This window comes from Arthrobacter sp. UYNi723 (assembly GCF_054057635.1).
In genome coordinates this window covers 83,261-98,105 of the sequence record NZ_JBSRZM010000007.1, presented here as the reverse complement: position 1 = coordinate 98,105, position 14,845 = coordinate 83,261, and the positions used below count along the sequence as shown (strand labels likewise).

Genomic DNA, 14,845 nt, shown 5'->3' with positions numbered 1-14,845 from the left:
CCGTTTTTTGGCGTCGCCGAGGCCCGGTCCGCAACGAGTGGAAAGAGGTGGGCAGGTTGGACACAGCACCGTGGGTTTGGGTGATTGTTGGCATTGTTGTTCTGTTGCTGATTGTGCTGCTGGTGGCCTGGAGTCGCCGTCGAGCGCTGCAGCAGAAGCGGGACGAATCGCACCGCGAAAAGGTCGCCGAAATACGCCGGAAGGCGGATGATATCGAGCTCGATGCGCGTGAGAACGAAGCCCGGGCCACCCGCGCCCGCGCCGACGCAGAGCAGGCGCAGGTGGACGCGGCGAGGCTGAAGCAGGAGGCTGAACAGAAGGCCGACAACGCCAGATCGCTCCGGGAGGACGTGGCTGAACGCACGCGGAAGGCTGATGCCTTGGACCCCGACATGAATCAGGACGGGGACGCGCGAACCGACGCCACTCGGGCGGACGCCACCCGCACCGATGCCAGGCGGGCGGAGGCGGTTCGGCCGGACACCGACGTGAATCCGGAGGGGAACGAGCGCACCGACGCCACACGGGCGGAGGAACTTCGGCGGAACCAGGAAAGGACAGATCGGGACAGGCCGCTCGCAACCTAGTCCTGGTTGCCGCAGCCTAGCCCTATTCCCCGCGGTTCGGTCCGGCCCGCGCCGGACCGTTCTGGACTGAGACCGCGCCGGACCGCTGACGCTGGGCGGTCAATTATGGTTGATCCATGACTGAAGCAGCACACGGGTAAATGGCAAAGCGCGGCAAGTCAGGCGGGCGGAACAGCCAGCGTTCGACGGCGGGTGTCATCGACGTGCCCAAGGGAACCCGTCCTGAGGGCCCGGTTGAGGGCGTCTACTACGTTGATACCGGCGACTGCGAGCTCATTGCGGACCAGGACAACTCCGACGGGTGGCTCCTGAAAATCAATGGCGTTATGAGCTCCCACATCGACCTCGCCGATCCGCTTTTCCTCGATTTTGAGTACATGCGCTGGATGGCGGCGCTGATCGAATCACGTTGGCCGCCGAAGTCCGGAAAGGGCGGGCCCAAGGGTGTTGCGCCCACCGCGGGCGGAGCCGAGAAGCTGCGCGGACTGCATCTTGGCGGCGGGGCCTGTTCCCTGGCCCGGTACTTCCACACCGCCTATCCGGACGCCCGACAGGTGGTGGTGGAGCTCGACGGCAAACTGGCCGAGTACGTCCGCGGCTGGTTCGACCTTCCCAAGGCGCCACTTCTTCGGCTGCGCGTGGGGGAGGCCCGCGAGGTCACCGAGACGCTCACACCGGACAGCCGCGACTTCATCATCCGTGACGTGTTTGCCGGTTCACTCACGCCGCGGCCGCTCACCACCGCCGAGTTCAATGACCACATCAAGCGGGTCCTGTCGCCGGGCGGCATCTATGTAGTGAACTCAGGCGACGCCCCGGATCTGAAGAATGCGCGGGAAGACGCCGCCACCATCGCGGCCGCGTTCGCACACACCGTCATCATCGCCGACCCCTCCATGCTGAAGGGCCGCCGCTACGGCAACATGGTTATGGCCGGCAGCGACACCCCGCTGGACGGGGACCCGCAGCTTGCCCGCCGGCTTTTGGGCGGTGCCGTCCCGGCCCACATCTGGAACGACGCCCAGGTGCGCGCCTTCGCCGCGAACTCCCAGGTCCGTCACGACCCGGCAGTGAACGCCTCCGGTGATTGAGCTTGCCGAAATCCTGGGTTTCGACAAGCTCAACCACCGGAGTTCCTGCCCCTCCCCAGCAGGGCGTCCCGGTGCGCCGCCGTCTGGTCGCGCAGTGCCTGCACCACGGCGGCCACGGCGGGGCGGCGCATCGAATCCGGCCGCAGCACCATCCAATAAGGGAGCAGTTCGGCGAAGTCGTCGGGGAGCAGCCGGACCAGGTCGTTGTGCAGATTGCCCATAAAGCACGGCAGGAACCCGATGCCCGCACCGGCACGGGTGGCCTCCACATGGACAAACACGTTGGTGGACGTCAGCCCTTCGCGCATGGCCGGCACCAGCCGCCGGGGTGCGTCCAGGTCGTCCACCTGCAGCATCGAATCCACGAAGTAGACCAGCGGGTGCTCCGTCAGCTCGGCAACGCTCGCCGGCGTCCCGTTCTCGGCGAGGTAGGCACGCGAGGCGTACATCCCCAGCATGTACTCGCCCAGCTGAACGGCTTCGGCCCGGTGGACCTGCGGTTCGCCCACCACCACTTCGATGTCCAGGCCCGAGCGCTGCTGCAATGCGCGCCGGGTCATGGTCACCACTTCCACGCTCAGCCCCGGGTGTTTCCGGCGCAGCCGCGCCACCGCGGGCGCTGCGATGTAGGCGCTGAAGCCGTCGGTCGCCGTCATGCGTACGACGCCGGTAATCGGGTCCGGTGCCTGGCCTGCCGGTCCCAGCACACTGACCGCCGCCTCCACCTGTTCGGCGACCCGGACAGCCTCCGTGCCCAGTTCCGTCAGTTCCCAGCCGCCGGCCGCCCGGGCCAGGACACGTCCGCCGAGCGCCTTCTCCAAGGCGGCTATCCGACGCGAGACGGTGGTGTGGTTCAGCCCCAACACTTGCGCCGCCGTCGTAAATTTGGCGGAGCGGGATACCGCAAGCAGGACCAGGAGGTCATCGGGATTCGCCTTCATATCTGCAATTGTGCACACAGTTGGTGCCGGATTGGGCATTGAAGGCTCAGGTTTGTGCAGTAATACTCAGTGGAGCCATTAGTGCTGTGGATCACAGCGCGTGTCAAAGTGGACACTAAGGAGAAACTCATGAGCGTAGAGCAGCGCTCGGCAGACAATGCCGCCGGATCCGCACCCAAGGGATCCGGGCTTAAGAAGATTGTGGCCGCGTCGATGGTGGGCACGGTGGTGGAATGGTACGAATTCTTCCTCTACGCCACCGCCGCCACCCTGGTCTTCGGGAAGTACTTCTTCCCTGCCACCGGCAACGAGCTGGACGGCATCATCCAGGCGTTCCTGACCTACGCGGTGGGCTTCGTGGCACGCCCCCTCGGCGGCATCGTCTTCGGCCAGATCGGCGACAAACTGGGACGCAAGCCGACGCTGCAGCTGACCATCGTGATCGTCGGCGTGGCCACCTTCCTGATGGGCTGCCTCCCGGGCTTTGCCGACATCGGCTACCTGGCTCCGGCTCTGCTGGTGGCCCTCCGCTTCATCCAGGGCTTCGCGCTCGGCGGCGAATGGGGCGGCGCCGTGCTGCTGGTTGCCGAACACAGCCCCAACAAGTCCCGCGGATTCTGGTCCAGCTGGCCGCAGGCCGCAGTGCCGGTGGGCAACCTGCTGGCAACGCTGGTGCTGTTTATTATGTCCACCGCCCTGAGCCCGGAGGCATTCCTCGGCTGGGGCTGGCGCGTGGCCTTCTGGCTTTCCGCCGTGATCGTCTTCGTTGGCTACTACATCCGCACCCACGTCACCGAGGCGCCCATCTTCCTTGAAGCCAAGGCCCTTGTGGAGAAGGAGCAGGCCGTCAGCTACGGCGTCTTCGAGGTGGTGCGCAAGTACCCCAAGGGCATCCTGCAGGCCATGGGGCTGCGCTTCGCGGAGAACATCATGTACTACCTGGTGGTCAGCTTCGCCATTGTCTACCTCAAGAGCGTGCACAAGTACGACACGTCCTCGCTCCTGCTTGCACTCCTGATCGCCCACGTCATCCACTTCCTGGTCATCCCGCAGGTGGGACGGCTCGTGGACAAGCTGGGACGCAAGCCGGTCTACCTGATCGGGTCCATCTCCGGTGCGGCCTGGCCGTTCTTCGCCTTCCCCATGTTCGATACCCGCAACGCCGTGGTGATTGTCCTGGCTGTGACCATCGGCCTGTGCCTGCACGCGTTTATGTATGCCGGCCAGCCTGCCATCATGGCCGAGCTCTTCCCCACCCGGATGCGCTACTCGGGCGTTTCGCTGGGCTCGCAGGTCACCTCGATCTTCGCCGGTTCGCTGGCCCCGCTGCTGGCTACCCAGTGGCTCAAGGACACCGGTTCCTGGCTGCCCACGGCGATCTACCTCGTGGTTGCCTGCGCGATCACTACGGTGGCGGTCCTGAGCCTGAAGGAAACCAAGGGTATCGCGCTGGAAGAAGTGGACAAGGCCGACGCCGCCCGCGAGGGACTGCTCCCGGCGGCCTCACGCTGAACTGCCTGAGCAGTTCACCGCAGGGAAATTGAGCGCGCACACGATGGGAAACAGATCTGCAATGGAAAACACACTGAACGGCCGCAAGGCCGTGGTGACCGGCGGCGCCAGCGGGATCGGGGCTGCCTGCGTCCGGGAACTCGCCGCCCGCGGGGCGAAAGTGGTGGTGGCCGACGTCGACTCCGCCGGCGCTGCCGCCCTCGCCGATGAAGTGGGCGGCACTGCCTGGGCCGTTGACCTGCTGGACGTGGAAGCACTCGCCACCCTGAGCCTGGACTGCGACATCCTGGTGAACAACGCCGGGATCCAGAGCATCAGCCCCATCGAAGCGTTCGATCCGGCGGACTTCCGCCGGATCATCGCGCTGATGCTCGAGGCCCCGTTCCTGCTGATCCGGGCCGCGCTGCCGCACATGTACGCCAACGGCTTCGGCCGCATCATCAACGTGTCATCCGTGCACGGAATCCGGGCCTCCCCGTTCAAAAGCGCGTACGTTTCCGCCAAGCACGGCCTGGAAGGGCTGAGCAAGGTGACGGCACTTGAGGGCGGGGGGCACGGAGTCACGTCCAACTGCATCAACCCTGGCTACGTCCGGACCCCGCTGGTCGAGAAGCAGATCGCGGACCAGGCCAAGGTGCACGGCATCCCCGAGTCGGAGGTCCTGGCCAGGGTGATGCTCACCGAGTCCGCCGTGAAACGCCTGGTGGAACCGGAGGAAGTGGCCTCCCTGGCGGCCTGGCTGGCGTCCGATCATGCCGGTATGGTCACCGGGGCCAGCTACGCGATGGACGGCGGCTGGTCGGCGCGGTAGGCCGGGCCGGTTGCCTACTCCTGCCGTCTGACCTGGCGGGGATCGTAGTAGACAACGCCCTCTGCGGTCCCCATACCCACGGAGCCGGTCGTCCGTGAGACCACCACACCCTCGTGCCGGCCGTTGAAGGGATCGTCCCCCACCACGGCGTCACCGATTTTGTAAGGGCTTGCTGGGCCTGGCACCGCGCGGACGCGGTTCCAGGCCCTTGCCATGAGGCGCGGTTGCCTCGCGGCGGCTTCGTCGCCGCGGTGGCGGTCAAGGCGGTCATGGCGAGGTTCGTGTTGGGCCGGATTGCGGGCAGCGTTGACCATCGGAACAACTCCTTCAGCGCGGCGCTCGTCCGCTCACTGTCGGTGCGGTTGCCGGAACGCTCCCAGCAGAGGATGGTCCTCCAATTCCTGGCTGGCACCTTCCAGATACGCTATGCGCTATTCACACCAGTCACACCAGTAACATGTACTCGACTTCGCGGACGAGTCCTACTTAGGGGATTCAGGGGTCGGCGCCGGCCGGGAATCATGGTTGTCCGGGAATCAGGGCGGGCCGAAATCAGCGCCCCGCCGGAATCAGCGCTAGCCGTTGAGGATGTCGTCAGCGTTGTTGTAGGCCCAGGTGATGAGCGGGACGAGCAGGCCGGACAGCTCATAGCCGCGTTCGGTCAGGCTGTAGTCCACGCGGGGCGGGATGACCGGCTGGGCCTTCCGCAGCACCAGGCCGTCGCGCTCCAGGGTCTTGAGGGTCTGCGCCAGCATTTTCTCGCTGATTCCCTCTGCCCGGCGCCGGAGTTCGCTCCAGCGCTGCTCACCTTCCGAGAGCGCCAAGAGGATCAGCACTCCCCATTTGCTGGTGATGTGGTCCAGGACGGTACGGCTGGGGCACCCAGCCGGGAACACGCCGTCGGCCAATCCTTCCGGCAGGTGTGCCCGGAGATCTTCCGGCAGGTTGGTGGGCCGTACAGTCGCTTCCATACCCACAACTTACCAAAAGGTGAGTACCTTACCTAAAAGTGCGTACTGTCTTTCAGGAAGTAATCGGTGGGGCGGCTGGTTGTGGAAGGTGACCCCCTAAGAAATGGTGAAAGGAACCAACCCATGAGCATCGTCATCACCGGAGCAACCGGACAGCTTGGCCGCCACGTCGTCGAGGCCCTCCTGGAGCGCAACGTTCCGGCGGCAGAGATTGTGGCCGCCGGCCGGTCCATTGAAAAGCTTGCCGACTTCGCAGCGCGCGGCGTCCAGGTCAGGGCAATGGACTACACGGACGCCGCGTCCGTGGCGCTGGCCCTGCAGGGCGCCAGCAAGGTTCTCCTGATTTCCGGCAGCGAGGTTGGCCAGCGCGTGGACCAGCACCGCACGGTGATTGAGGCAGCCAAGGCCGAAGGCGTGGAGTTGCTGGCCTACACAAGTGTGGCCAACGCTGACACCACCGGCATGAAGCTGGCCGCTGAGCACCAGGCAACCGAGGCCATCCTGAAGGACTCAGGGGTTCCATTCGCCATTCTCCGCAACGGCTGGTACCTCGAGAACTACACCGACCAGCTGCAGGGCACCCTTGCCCAGGGCGCGCTTGCCGGCAGCGCCGGTGAAGGCAAGGTCAGTGCCGCGGCCCGGGTGGACTACGCCGAGGCGGCGGCGGCCGTGCTGGTTGCCGAGAACCAGGCCGGCAAGGTCTACGAGCTCGGCGGAGACCACGCCTTCACGCTCACCGAACTGGCCCAGGAAATCAGCGCCGCGGCCAACAGGCCCGTGGTGTACCAGGACCTTCCGGCCAGCGACTACGCAGGACTCCTCGCCGGATTCGGCGTGCCGGAGCTCTTCGCCGACATCCTGGCGGACTCGGACCTCGGCATTGCCCGCGGCGACCTCCTGGTCAGCGGCTCGGACCTCCGCACCCTGATCGGCCGGCCCACAACGCCGATGCCGGCTGCGGTCCGCTCGGCGCTCGCCGCCGTCTGAGCACGAGCGCAACTCCCGGACGCTCTCTCGCTTAATGCACGTTTTGGGCCAACGCTCTCTCACCTCAGATGAGAGAGCGTTGGCCCAAATCGCCCCAAAAGTGGGAGAGCGTCGGGGCGGGCAACTAGGACTTGCTGCCGGTCAAGGCCAAGGTTCCGCCGAGGCCGATCATCAAGGCCCCGCCTGTTGCCTCCACCGCTGAAACCCGGCGGGGTGACCGGGCAAACCATTGGCGGGCTGACCCTGCGGCGACGGCCCAGAGGCTGTCTGAAACGATGGCGATCAGCAGGAACACCGCCCCCAGCAGCGCCAGCTGGAACGGAATGGCCCCGGAAGGGTAGTCAACAAACTGCGGCAGCACCGCCACGAAGAACACCACTGACTTGGGGTTAGTGATACCAACCACCAGGCCTTCCGCCACCAGCCGTCGTGGCGAGGTGGCCACTGGCTGACGATCCGCGAATGAGTGGTGCCGCCGGTTCCGGATGGCCTTGATGCCCAGATAGACCAGGTAGGCGGCCCCGGCCAGCTTCACCACGCTGAAGAGGACCACTTTGGCGCCCGAGATGATGAGACTCACGGGCGGTTGGCGTCTTCCATCTCAGACTGGGGGCTGGTATCTGCACTGCGCGTTGTACCGAGTCCAAAACTCTTGACATCATGTCTGGTTTTCTTTACATTTGAAATGTCAGCTTTGTTTTACATCTGGTGGAAATGGCAGGAACGGAAATGTCCTTCGAAGAGAAGAGCGCCTGGATCATGGGGGTGGTGGCCGCGGGTTCTTATGGCGTGTATCTGGCCATCGTCCTGGGCCTGGCCGGCACAATGCCCGTTGCCGAGGTTCCGTACGTGGCTCCACTGCTGTGGACCATCGGGGCATCCATTGCTGCGTCCATCGCCGTGCACGTACTCTTGGGCATTATTTCGCCCAAGGAGGCCGGGAAGAAGGACCAGCGCGACAGGGAGATCTACCGTTTCGGCGAGTACATCGGGCAGTCGTTTGTGGTCATCGGCGGCGTCGCGGCGCTGCTCCTGGCGATGGCCGAGGTGGACCACTTCTGGATCGCAAACGTCATCTACCTGACGTTTGTGTTGTCCGCGATCCTGGGCTCCGTGGCCAAGACCGTCGCGTACCGCCGGGGGTTCCAGCCGTGGTGAAGCCAACGCGGGTGACCAATTCAATCCGCCGCCTGCGGTTCGAACGGGGCGAGATGACGCAGGCCGAACTCGCCGAACGTGTGGGCGTCACCCGCCAGACCGTCATCGCCATAGAACAGGGCCGGTACTCACCGTCCCTGGAGATGGCGTTCCAGATCGCCCATGTGCTCAGCGTGCCGCTCGAGGACGTGTTCCAGTACCCGAATCATCAAGGAGACGCATCATGAAAGCTATCGTGCAGGACGTTTACGGGAATGCCGACGTGCTCCAACTAAGGGATATCCCGCTGCCTGTGCCGGGTGATGGGGAAGTACTGATCAGGGTCCGCGCGGCCGGCGTCGACCAGGGTGTGTGGCACCTCATGACCGGGCGGCCGTATCTGCTCCGCCTCTTCGGCTTCGGGCTGAAGAAGCCCAAGATTCCGGTCCGCGGCCGTGAGGTTGCCGGCGTCGTGGAGGCTGTGGGGGCTGGCGTCACACGCTTCCAGCTTGGCGACGAAGTGTTCGGCACGTGTGAGGGGTCCTTCGCGGAATTTGTCTGCGCCAGGGAGGGTCGTGTGGCCACGAAGCCCGCGAACCTCACGTTCGAGGAAGCTGCGGTGGCACCCATTTCGGGTGTAACCGCGTTGCAGGCTGTCCGCGATGCCGGACAGATGACGACCGGCCAGAAGGTGCTGATCATCGGTGCTGGCGGGGGAGTCGGGTCCTTTGCGGTGCAGGTGGCGAAGGCATTCGGGGCAGAGGTCACAGGCGTCTGCAGCACAGGAAAAATGGAGCTGGTCCGGTCCCTCGGCGCTGATCAGGTCATCGACTACACCCGGGACGATTTTTCCCGCGCCGGAATGCGTTACGACGTCATCCTGGATACCGCCGGCAACCGGCCGCTCTCAGTCCTGCGGCGCGTGCTGACCCCGCGGGGGACGCTGGTGATCGTCGGCGGCGAGGGCGGTGGGAACCTGACCGGCGGGTTTGAGCGTTCGATGGGTGCGCCGCTGGTGTCGCTGTTCTCCGGGCAGAAATTCAAGGGGCTTGTTTCGACGGAAAACTATCGCGATCTCGAGGCGCTGACCATGCTCATTGAAGCCGGCAGTGTGAAGCCTGCCGTGGACAAGGTCTACGCGCTCGTTGAGGCGCCGGCCGCCGTCGAATACATGCACGAAGGCAAGGCCCGCGGCAAGGTTGTTGTCAGCATCTGACGCTCTTCACGCTCCCACCCCGTCGCCCTTCCACCCTCGGCGCGAAGGGACACTTGAGCCCCCTGCGCGAGGTGACACGTGCGGCCCCCGTGCGAGGGGACACATAAGCGCCCAGCTCCGCCGACACTTCAACAATGACGTCAGAAGGGTTATGCACATAGCCGTTCAGCCTCGCCGTTATTGTCAGAGCCTCGCGCGATGATTTGAGTATGGATAGCAGAGCAGCGGTGGCGACGGCGGAGGCCCTTGCGGTGTCCTTCGCTGAGCTGGCGGTTGTGATCGGTGAAGCTGGTGAGGCCTCGGGTCCGTGTGCTGATCTGTTGCATCGGAGGGCCGAGATTGCCCTGCGGACGCTGGCTGCCGTGGCCTGCGGGGAGGCGAAGTTGGCGGCGCTGAAGGTTCACGCGGCCACCTTGTATGCCGCCTCTGCCGAGGCCCTGGCGGGTCCTGCTGAGTCGCCGCAGGACCATACCGGGCAGGAGATGGCGGTGGTCGCTGAGGTCGCGTGTGTGCTGACGGTCAGCGAACGCGCCGCGGGCGCCCTGCTCGCCGAAGCCCACAAACTCGCCACGGCCCTTCCCCTGACGTTGTCGGCGTTGCAGGCAGGGACGATCTCGTGGCAGCACGCCCGGATCATGGTCGACGAAACCGTGAACCTGGACCCGGCCGCTGCACAGGCGTTGGAGGCGCATTCCTGGACCCTCACGCACTCAACCGGGCGAGGGGTTGCCTGGCCGGTGGGCTCGTCCCCGGGAGGTTCCGGCACAAGGCCCATACGTGGCGGGAACGGCATCATCCGGTCAGTATCGAAAAGCGCCACGCACGCGGTGTCCAGGATCGGCGCCTGGAGTACGCCCCGGACCGCGACGGCATGGCCTGGCTCTCCGCGTACCTGCCCGCGGATCAGGCCGCCGGGATCTGGGACCGCACCACCGCCGCCGCCAGGGCGTTGCAGGGACCTCATGAGGGCCGGACCCTCAGCCAGCTCCGCGCTGACACCGCCGCTACCTGGCTCCTCGGCGGAACCGGTGATGGGAGCCGGGAAATGAGCAGCGGTTTTGCTGATGGTGTTCCGTCGCCTGTTGTTCCATCGCCGAGGGCGCAGGTTCTTGTCACCGTCCCGGTCCTCTCGCTGCTGGGTGTCACGGATGAGCCCGGCATGCTCGACGGATACGGCCCGATCCCACCATCCATGGCCCGCCGGCTCGTCGCGGACGGTGCGGAGTCCTTTCGCCGGGTCCTGACAGATCCCCGCGACGGAGCTCCACTGGAGATCGGGCGGACCAGCTACCGCGTGACGAAAGCCCAGCGCCAATGGCTACGGCTGCGCGACGGTAAGTGCCCGTTCCCCGGCTGCAGCAACCAGTCCTTGGACAACGAAGCCGACCACCTCCTCGCCTGGGCTCATGGCGGCAGCACCGGCATCTCAAATCTCGGCCAGCCCTGCCCCAAACACCACAGACTCCGCCACGCCACAGGCTGGACACCAATCGGCGCCACCAAGAACAAACCACCAGGCTGGATATCACCCACCGGACGGTACTACGCCAGCGAACACCCCGACTGGGAACCACCAACCTGGCCACACCAGATCGAAGAACAGCTGGGGCATCAAGAAATTGGCGAATGGCTAAGACTTCAAGATTTTGGCCCGGATCCTCAAAACCCGCCCGGCGACCTGTCCCTGCCCGAGGACCACCAGCCCGACCAACCCCGGACAGAAGACGCGTCCCCGGATGAGCGGCCGTCTCCGACCACATCGAACGTCAGCGTCTTGGAACATCTAGGACCGTGAGTCGCTCTGCGGTTCAGCGTCCCGTTCCAGGAGGAGTCCACACAAACGGAGTCGTGGTGGTGATTGCCCTGAATCCCAACCTTCGCAGGATCGGCTCACTGTCAGCGGACGCGTCCACCTGCAGGTACTTCACTCCACGGGCGGCCGCCACCTGGGCGCGTGCGGAAACCAGAGCCTTATAGATCCCGCGCCCGCGCCATGCAGGCAAAGTTGACCCGCCCCACAAACCGGCGAAGTCCGTGCCGGGATTGATCTCGAGCCAGGCCGCCGAAACCACTTCCCCCGAGGCCTCGGCCAGGAAGACCACCAGGTTTTCCGGGTCCGAGGCCAGCCGGTGCTGCAGATCAGCGGCCACCCAGCTGTAATCGGCGGCCCACACTTCAGATTTCATCGCCGCGATGCGCTCCAGGTCAGGGCGTTCGCGGGCAAGCCTCACCTGAATGCCCTCCGGGACCACAGGTTCACCGGCCATCGCGGCCGTCTCACCCACCAGGACGGTCTCGCGATCTTCCGGTACGAAGCCTGCTGCGCGGAGGCGGGACTCAAGATCAGCTGGGAAGTCATGCGCCCGGGTCTTCCATTCGACGGCCTCCCCCCGGCCGGCAAAGTACTCACGCTGTTCGACGATCATCCTGTCGAGCATCCCGACCTCCACGCCGAGGTCACGAGCCGATTCGATGAAACCCCGCCGCTGTCCGGTCACGCGTAGCAGGGGTCCCAGCAGCTGATATTCGTGGCCTGCCGGAACGGCTGGGGGAACCAGCCGGCGGAGCTGGGAATCGTACGCGGCAAGGATATCGGTGGTTGAGGCCATACGCTTCAGCCTACGACCAGCGCCGCCGGACGCCGCCGGCCCCGAGCGGACCCGAGCCGGGCCGGGAGGACAACCCAGGCCCAGTAGGCGGTAAGGGGGCGCGCGACTGGCTATGTCTGGCATCCCGGACACCGGCCGTGTTTTGATGGCCATGAGGGGACCGGTCGTGGGCGCAAAGTTAAGTACGGGATCCCGGACATGGCCGGAAGCCCCGCGAGAAATGACGGAGGGCGCAGTGGAGTCGAGTGCAGTGGTGTCGAGCACGGAAGCCAGGCCAGAGGCGGGCAGTGAACCAAGGGCGACGTCCAAAGTCCCCGCCGCCGAGAACACCCTGCGTATCCTCAAGCTGTTGGCCTCCAAACGGGGGCCGATGGCGGCGTCGAGCATTGCCACATCCTTGGGATTGCCGCGCTCCAGCGTCTACCACCTCCTGGGGGTGATGGAGGCGAACGGCTTTGTCCTCCATCTGCACGAGGAGCAGCGATACGGGCTGGGCATCAGTGCCTTCGAGCTGAGCTCGGCCTATTCCCGGCAGGAGCCGCTGTCCCGCCTGGGCCGGCCATTGCTGGCGTCGCTGGTGGACGTCATCGGTGAGAGCGCGCACCTGGCCGTGCTACATGGCCGCGACGTGCTGTACATCGTGGAGGAACGGGCCAAGAACCGCCCGTCCCTGGTGACCGACGTCGGCGTCCGGCTTCCCAGCCACCTCACCGCCAGCGGCCGCGCCATTCTCGCCGCACTGCCCAAGTCGCAGGTCCGGGCGCTTTACCCGAATGCCGAGGCCTTCACCGCCCGGCATGAGGTGGAGGGCGCCATCATGAAGTATTCCGCGCTGTCCTCGCACCTGGACCAAGTGAGGCAGCGCGGCTACGCCACCGAACATGGCGAGGTGACGCCCGGCTTCGGCTCGATCGCCGCCGCTGTCACGGACCACGTGGGATGGCCGACGGCGGCAGTCGCCGTCACGTTCCTCGAGGACAAATTGCCGGCGGACCAATGGCCGGCGCTCGCCGCGCGGGTCCAGAAAGTAGCGGACGAACTCTCCGTCCGCATCCACGGCCGCCCTGCCAAGTAGTACTGCCCGCCGTCGGCTGGCTCTGCCTCGCCGACGGTCCGACAGGAACCCGCAGCGGTCTGGAATCCCGGACACCACCCCTCCTAAAGCCCTGTCCGGCCCCGCCCGGAACGGCTTTAGTTGATACAGAACCACTTCCCAACACCGCGAACCTCGTACTCGCCCAGAACACAAAGGAGCCCCTCATGGCACCCGCCGATTTCACTACCGGTGCCCGCCCGGTCAAAGCTGCCCGCGGCACTGAGCTCACCGCCAAGAGCTGGCAGACCGAAGCCCCGCTGCGGATGCTGATGAACAACCTGGACCCCGAGGTCGCCGAGCGCCCCGATGATCTGGTGGTTTACGGCGGCACGGGCCGTGCGGTCCGGTCCTGGGCGGCGTTTGATGCGATCACCCGCACCCTCGAAACCATGGAAAGCGACGAGACCCTTTTGGTCCAGTCCGGCAAGCCGGTGGGCGTGTTCCGCACCAACGAATGGGCGCCGCGGGTACTCCTGGCGAACTCCAACCTCGTGGGTGACTGGGCGAACTGGCCCGAGTTCCGCCGGCTCGAGGCCGAGGGCCTCATGATGTACGGCCAGATGACCGCCGGGTCCTGGATCTACATCGGCACCCAGGGCATCCTGCAGGGCACCTTCGAGACCTTCGCCGCTATCGCCCGCAAACTCACCGGCGACGAGGACGGCACGCTCGCCGGGACCCTGACCCTCACCGGCGGCTGCGGCGGCATGGGCGGTGCCCAGCCGCTCGCGGTCACCCTGAACGAGGGCGCCTGCCTGATCGTCGACGTCGACGAAAGCCACCTGCGCCGCCGCGCCGGCAAACGCTACCTCGACGAGGTCGAAACCGACCTCGACACCGCCATCGCCAAGGTCCTGGCGGCCAAGGAAGAGCGCCGCGGCTGGTCCGTCGGCTACGTCGGAAACGCCGCCGAGGTCTTCCCCGAGATCCTGCGCCGCCACCGTGCGGGCGAGCTCACGGTCGATATCGTCACGGACCAGACCTCCGCCCACGACCCGCTGTCCTACCTGCCCGAAGGCATCACGGTCGCCGAATGGCACACCGAGGCCGCCGCCGACCCGGAGGGCTTCACCAAGAAGGCCCAGGCCTCCATGGCCCGGCAGGTCCAGGCCATGGTGGAGTTCCAGGACGCCGGCGCCGAGGTCTTCGACTACGGAAACTCCATCCGCGACGAGGCCCGCACGGGCGGCTACACCCGCGCCTTCGAATTCCCCGGCTTCGTCCCGGCCTACATCCGCCCGCTCTTCTGCGAGGGTCTGGGCCCGTTCCGCTGGGTCGCGCTCTCCGGTGACCCCGAGGACATCGCGGTCACGGATGAGGCCATCAAGGAACTCTTCCCCGAGAACAAGCACCTGCACCGCTGGATCGACGCCGCCCAGGAACGCGTCGAGTTCGAAGGCCTGCCGGCCCGGATCTGCTGGCTCGGCTACGGCGACCGCGCCAAGGCCGGCCTGCTCTTCAACCAGCTCGTCAAGGAAGGCAAGGTCAAAGCGCCCATCGTGATCGGCCGCGACCACCTCGACTCCGGCTCCGTCGCCTCCCCGTACCGCGAGACCGAAGCCATGGCCGACGGCTCCGACGCCATTGCGGACTGGCCGCTGCTGAACGCCCTGCTTAACACCGCCTCCGGCGCCACCTGGGTCTCGATCCACCACGGCGGCGGCGTCGGCATCGGCCGCTCCATCCACGCCGGCCAGGTCTCCGTCGCCGACGGCACCGACCTCGCCGCCCAGAAACTCGAACGCCTCCTCACCAACGACCCCGGCATGGGCGTCATCCGCCACGCCGACGCCGGCTACGACCGAGCCACCGACGTCGCCAAAGAACGCGGCGTCCGCATCCCCATGAACGAGACCGCAGACTCCGCAGAAGCAAAGAACTAGGAAC

14 protein-coding genes and 2 pseudogenes are annotated in these 14,845 nt (G+C 66.0%); 11 read left to right on the top strand and 5 right to left on the bottom strand.

Features of this window, described 5'->3' with window-relative positions:
- Positions 1 to 56: 56 nt before the first annotated feature.
- Positions 57 to 587: a hypothetical protein gene (locus tag ACVWY0_RS07705; protein WP_485836159.1), complete on the top strand. Its 531-nt coding sequence runs from the start codon at positions 57 to 59 to the stop codon at positions 585 to 587.
- A gap of 140 nt (positions 588 to 727) precedes the next feature.
- On the top strand, positions 728 to 1,678 hold the full coding sequence (locus ACVWY0_RS07700; protein ID WP_485836158.1) for a spermidine synthase: 951 nt from the start codon (positions 728 to 730) through the stop codon (positions 1,676 to 1,678).
- A gap of 29 nt (positions 1,679 to 1,707) precedes the next feature.
- Here the strand turns inward: ACVWY0_RS07700 and ACVWY0_RS07695 are convergent, their stop codons facing one another.
- Positions 1,708 to 2,619, bottom strand: coding sequence for a LysR family transcriptional regulator (locus ACVWY0_RS07695; RefSeq protein WP_485836157.1), 912 nt, complete (start codon positions 2,617 to 2,619; stop codon positions 1,708 to 1,710).
- A gap of 129 nt (positions 2,620 to 2,748) precedes the next feature.
- On the opposite strand from ACVWY0_RS07695, the gene ACVWY0_RS07690 reads away from it, so the two are divergent.
- Complete coding sequence (locus ACVWY0_RS07690) at positions 2,749 to 4,131, top strand: MFS transporter (protein WP_056349045.1); 1,383 nt, start codon at positions 2,749 to 2,751, stop codon at positions 4,129 to 4,131.
- Between the two features lie 61 nt (positions 4,132 to 4,192).
- Complete coding sequence (locus ACVWY0_RS07685) at positions 4,193 to 4,942, top strand: 3-hydroxybutyrate dehydrogenase (RefSeq protein ID WP_485836156.1); 750 nt, start codon at positions 4,193 to 4,195, stop codon at positions 4,940 to 4,942.
- A gap of 14 nt (positions 4,943 to 4,956) precedes the next feature.
- Here the strand turns inward: ACVWY0_RS07685 and ACVWY0_RS07680 are convergent, their stop codons facing one another.
- Together ACVWY0_RS07680 and ACVWY0_RS07675 are read right to left on the bottom strand one after the other, a co-directional pair.
- Positions 4,957 to 5,256 (bottom strand): hypothetical protein, encoded by a 300-nt coding sequence (locus tag ACVWY0_RS07680; RefSeq protein WP_485836155.1) that lies wholly within the window; start codon positions 5,254 to 5,256, stop codon positions 4,957 to 4,959.
- A 261-nt stretch (positions 5,257 to 5,517) separates the two neighbouring features.
- Positions 5,518 to 5,913 (bottom strand): winged helix-turn-helix transcriptional regulator, encoded by a 396-nt coding sequence (locus ACVWY0_RS07675; RefSeq protein ID WP_485836154.1) that lies wholly within the window; start codon positions 5,911 to 5,913, stop codon positions 5,518 to 5,520.
- 123 nt (positions 5,914 to 6,036) lie between these two features.
- On the opposite strand from ACVWY0_RS07675, the gene ACVWY0_RS07670 reads away from it, so the two are divergent.
- Positions 6,037 to 6,900 carry an SDR family oxidoreductase gene (locus ACVWY0_RS07670; protein ID WP_485836153.1) on the top strand — a complete coding sequence of 288 codons (864 nt, stop codon included), beginning with the start codon at positions 6,037 to 6,039 and terminating at the stop codon, positions 6,898 to 6,900.
- A 124-nt stretch (positions 6,901 to 7,024) separates the two neighbouring features.
- On the opposite strand, the pseudogene ACVWY0_RS07665 reads toward ACVWY0_RS07670, so the two are convergent.
- A pseudogene (locus ACVWY0_RS07665) lies at positions 7,025 to 7,453 on the bottom strand (LysE family translocator); the annotation flags it as partial.
- 176 nt (positions 7,454 to 7,629) lie between these two features.
- On the opposite strand from ACVWY0_RS07665, the gene ACVWY0_RS07660 reads away from it, so the two are divergent.
- From ACVWY0_RS07660 to ACVWY0_RS07645, 4 genes and pseudogenes are all read left to right on the top strand, one after another.
- A complete protein-coding gene (locus ACVWY0_RS07660; RefSeq protein ID WP_485836152.1) occupies positions 7,630 to 8,058 on the top strand; it encodes a hypothetical protein in 429 nt (142 codons plus the stop codon).
- Positions 8,052 to 8,285, top strand: coding sequence for a helix-turn-helix transcriptional regulator (locus ACVWY0_RS07655; protein ID WP_058930270.1), 234 nt, complete (start codon positions 8,052 to 8,054; stop codon positions 8,283 to 8,285). Before ACVWY0_RS07660 ends, ACVWY0_RS07655 begins: the two co-directional genes overlap by 7 nt.
- On the top strand, positions 8,282 to 9,253 hold the full coding sequence (locus ACVWY0_RS07650) for an NAD(P)-dependent alcohol dehydrogenase (protein WP_485836151.1): 972 nt from the start codon (positions 8,282 to 8,284) through the stop codon (positions 9,251 to 9,253). Before ACVWY0_RS07655 ends, ACVWY0_RS07650 begins: the two co-directional genes overlap by 4 nt.
- A 209-nt stretch (positions 9,254 to 9,462) precedes the next feature.
- A pseudogene (locus ACVWY0_RS07645) lies at positions 9,463 to 11,048 on the top strand (HNH endonuclease signature motif containing protein).
- Between the two features lie 13 nt (positions 11,049 to 11,061).
- On the opposite strand, the gene ACVWY0_RS07640 reads toward ACVWY0_RS07645, so the two are convergent.
- The gene (locus ACVWY0_RS07640) at positions 11,062 to 11,862 is read right to left on the bottom strand and encodes a GNAT family N-acetyltransferase (RefSeq protein ID WP_485836150.1); all 801 of its coding nucleotides are present in this window, start codon (positions 11,860 to 11,862) and stop codon (positions 11,062 to 11,064) included.
- A 220-nt stretch (positions 11,863 to 12,082) separates the two neighbouring features.
- Between ACVWY0_RS07640 and ACVWY0_RS07635 the strand changes: the two genes are divergently transcribed.
- Both ACVWY0_RS07635 and ACVWY0_RS07630 read left to right on the top strand, forming a co-directional pair.
- Entirely contained in the window at positions 12,083 to 12,937 is an 855-nt protein-coding gene (locus ACVWY0_RS07635) for an IclR family transcriptional regulator (RefSeq protein WP_485836149.1), read from the top strand.
- Positions 12,938 to 13,122: 185 nt separating this feature from the next.
- Positions 13,123 to 14,841 carry a urocanate hydratase gene (locus ACVWY0_RS07630; protein ID WP_485836148.1) on the top strand — a complete coding sequence of 573 codons (1,719 nt, stop codon included), beginning with the start codon at positions 13,123 to 13,125 and terminating at the stop codon, positions 14,839 to 14,841.
- Positions 14,842 to 14,845 lie beyond the last annotated feature (4 nt).

Coding starts and splice junctions, on each gene's coding strand:
- ACVWY0_RS07685 (WP_485836156.1), top strand. CDS start 4,193: ATGGAAAACACACTGAACGGCCGCAAGGCCGTGGTGACCGGCGGCGCC.
- ACVWY0_RS07660 (WP_485836152.1), top strand. CDS start 7,630: ATGTCCTTCGAAGAGAAGAGCGCCTGGATCATGGGGGTGGTGGCCGCG.
- ACVWY0_RS07695 (WP_485836157.1), bottom strand. CDS start 2,619: ATGAAGGCGAATCCCGATGACCTCCTGGTCCTGCTTGCGGTATCCCGC.
- ACVWY0_RS07680 (WP_485836155.1), bottom strand. CDS start 5,256: ATGGTCAACGCTGCCCGCAATCCGGCCCAACACGAACCTCGCCATGAC.
- ACVWY0_RS07700 (WP_485836158.1), top strand. CDS start 728: ATGGCAAAGCGCGGCAAGTCAGGCGGGCGGAACAGCCAGCGTTCGACG.
- ACVWY0_RS07635 (WP_485836149.1), top strand. CDS start 12,083: ATGACGGAGGGCGCAGTGGAGTCGAGTGCAGTGGTGTCGAGCACGGAA.
- ACVWY0_RS07690 (WP_056349045.1), top strand. CDS start 2,749: ATGAGCGTAGAGCAGCGCTCGGCAGACAATGCCGCCGGATCCGCACCC.
- ACVWY0_RS07640 (WP_485836150.1), bottom strand. CDS start 11,862: ATGGCCTCAACCACCGATATCCTTGCCGCGTACGATTCCCAGCTCCGC.
- ACVWY0_RS07630 (WP_485836148.1), top strand. CDS start 13,123: ATGGCACCCGCCGATTTCACTACCGGTGCCCGCCCGGTCAAAGCTGCC.
- ACVWY0_RS07670 (WP_485836153.1), top strand. CDS start 6,037: ATGAGCATCGTCATCACCGGAGCAACCGGACAGCTTGGCCGCCACGTC.
- ACVWY0_RS07675 (WP_485836154.1), bottom strand. CDS start 5,913: ATGGAAGCGACTGTACGGCCCACCAACCTGCCGGAAGATCTCCGGGCA.
- ACVWY0_RS07650 (WP_485836151.1), top strand. CDS start 8,282: ATGAAAGCTATCGTGCAGGACGTTTACGGGAATGCCGACGTGCTCCAA.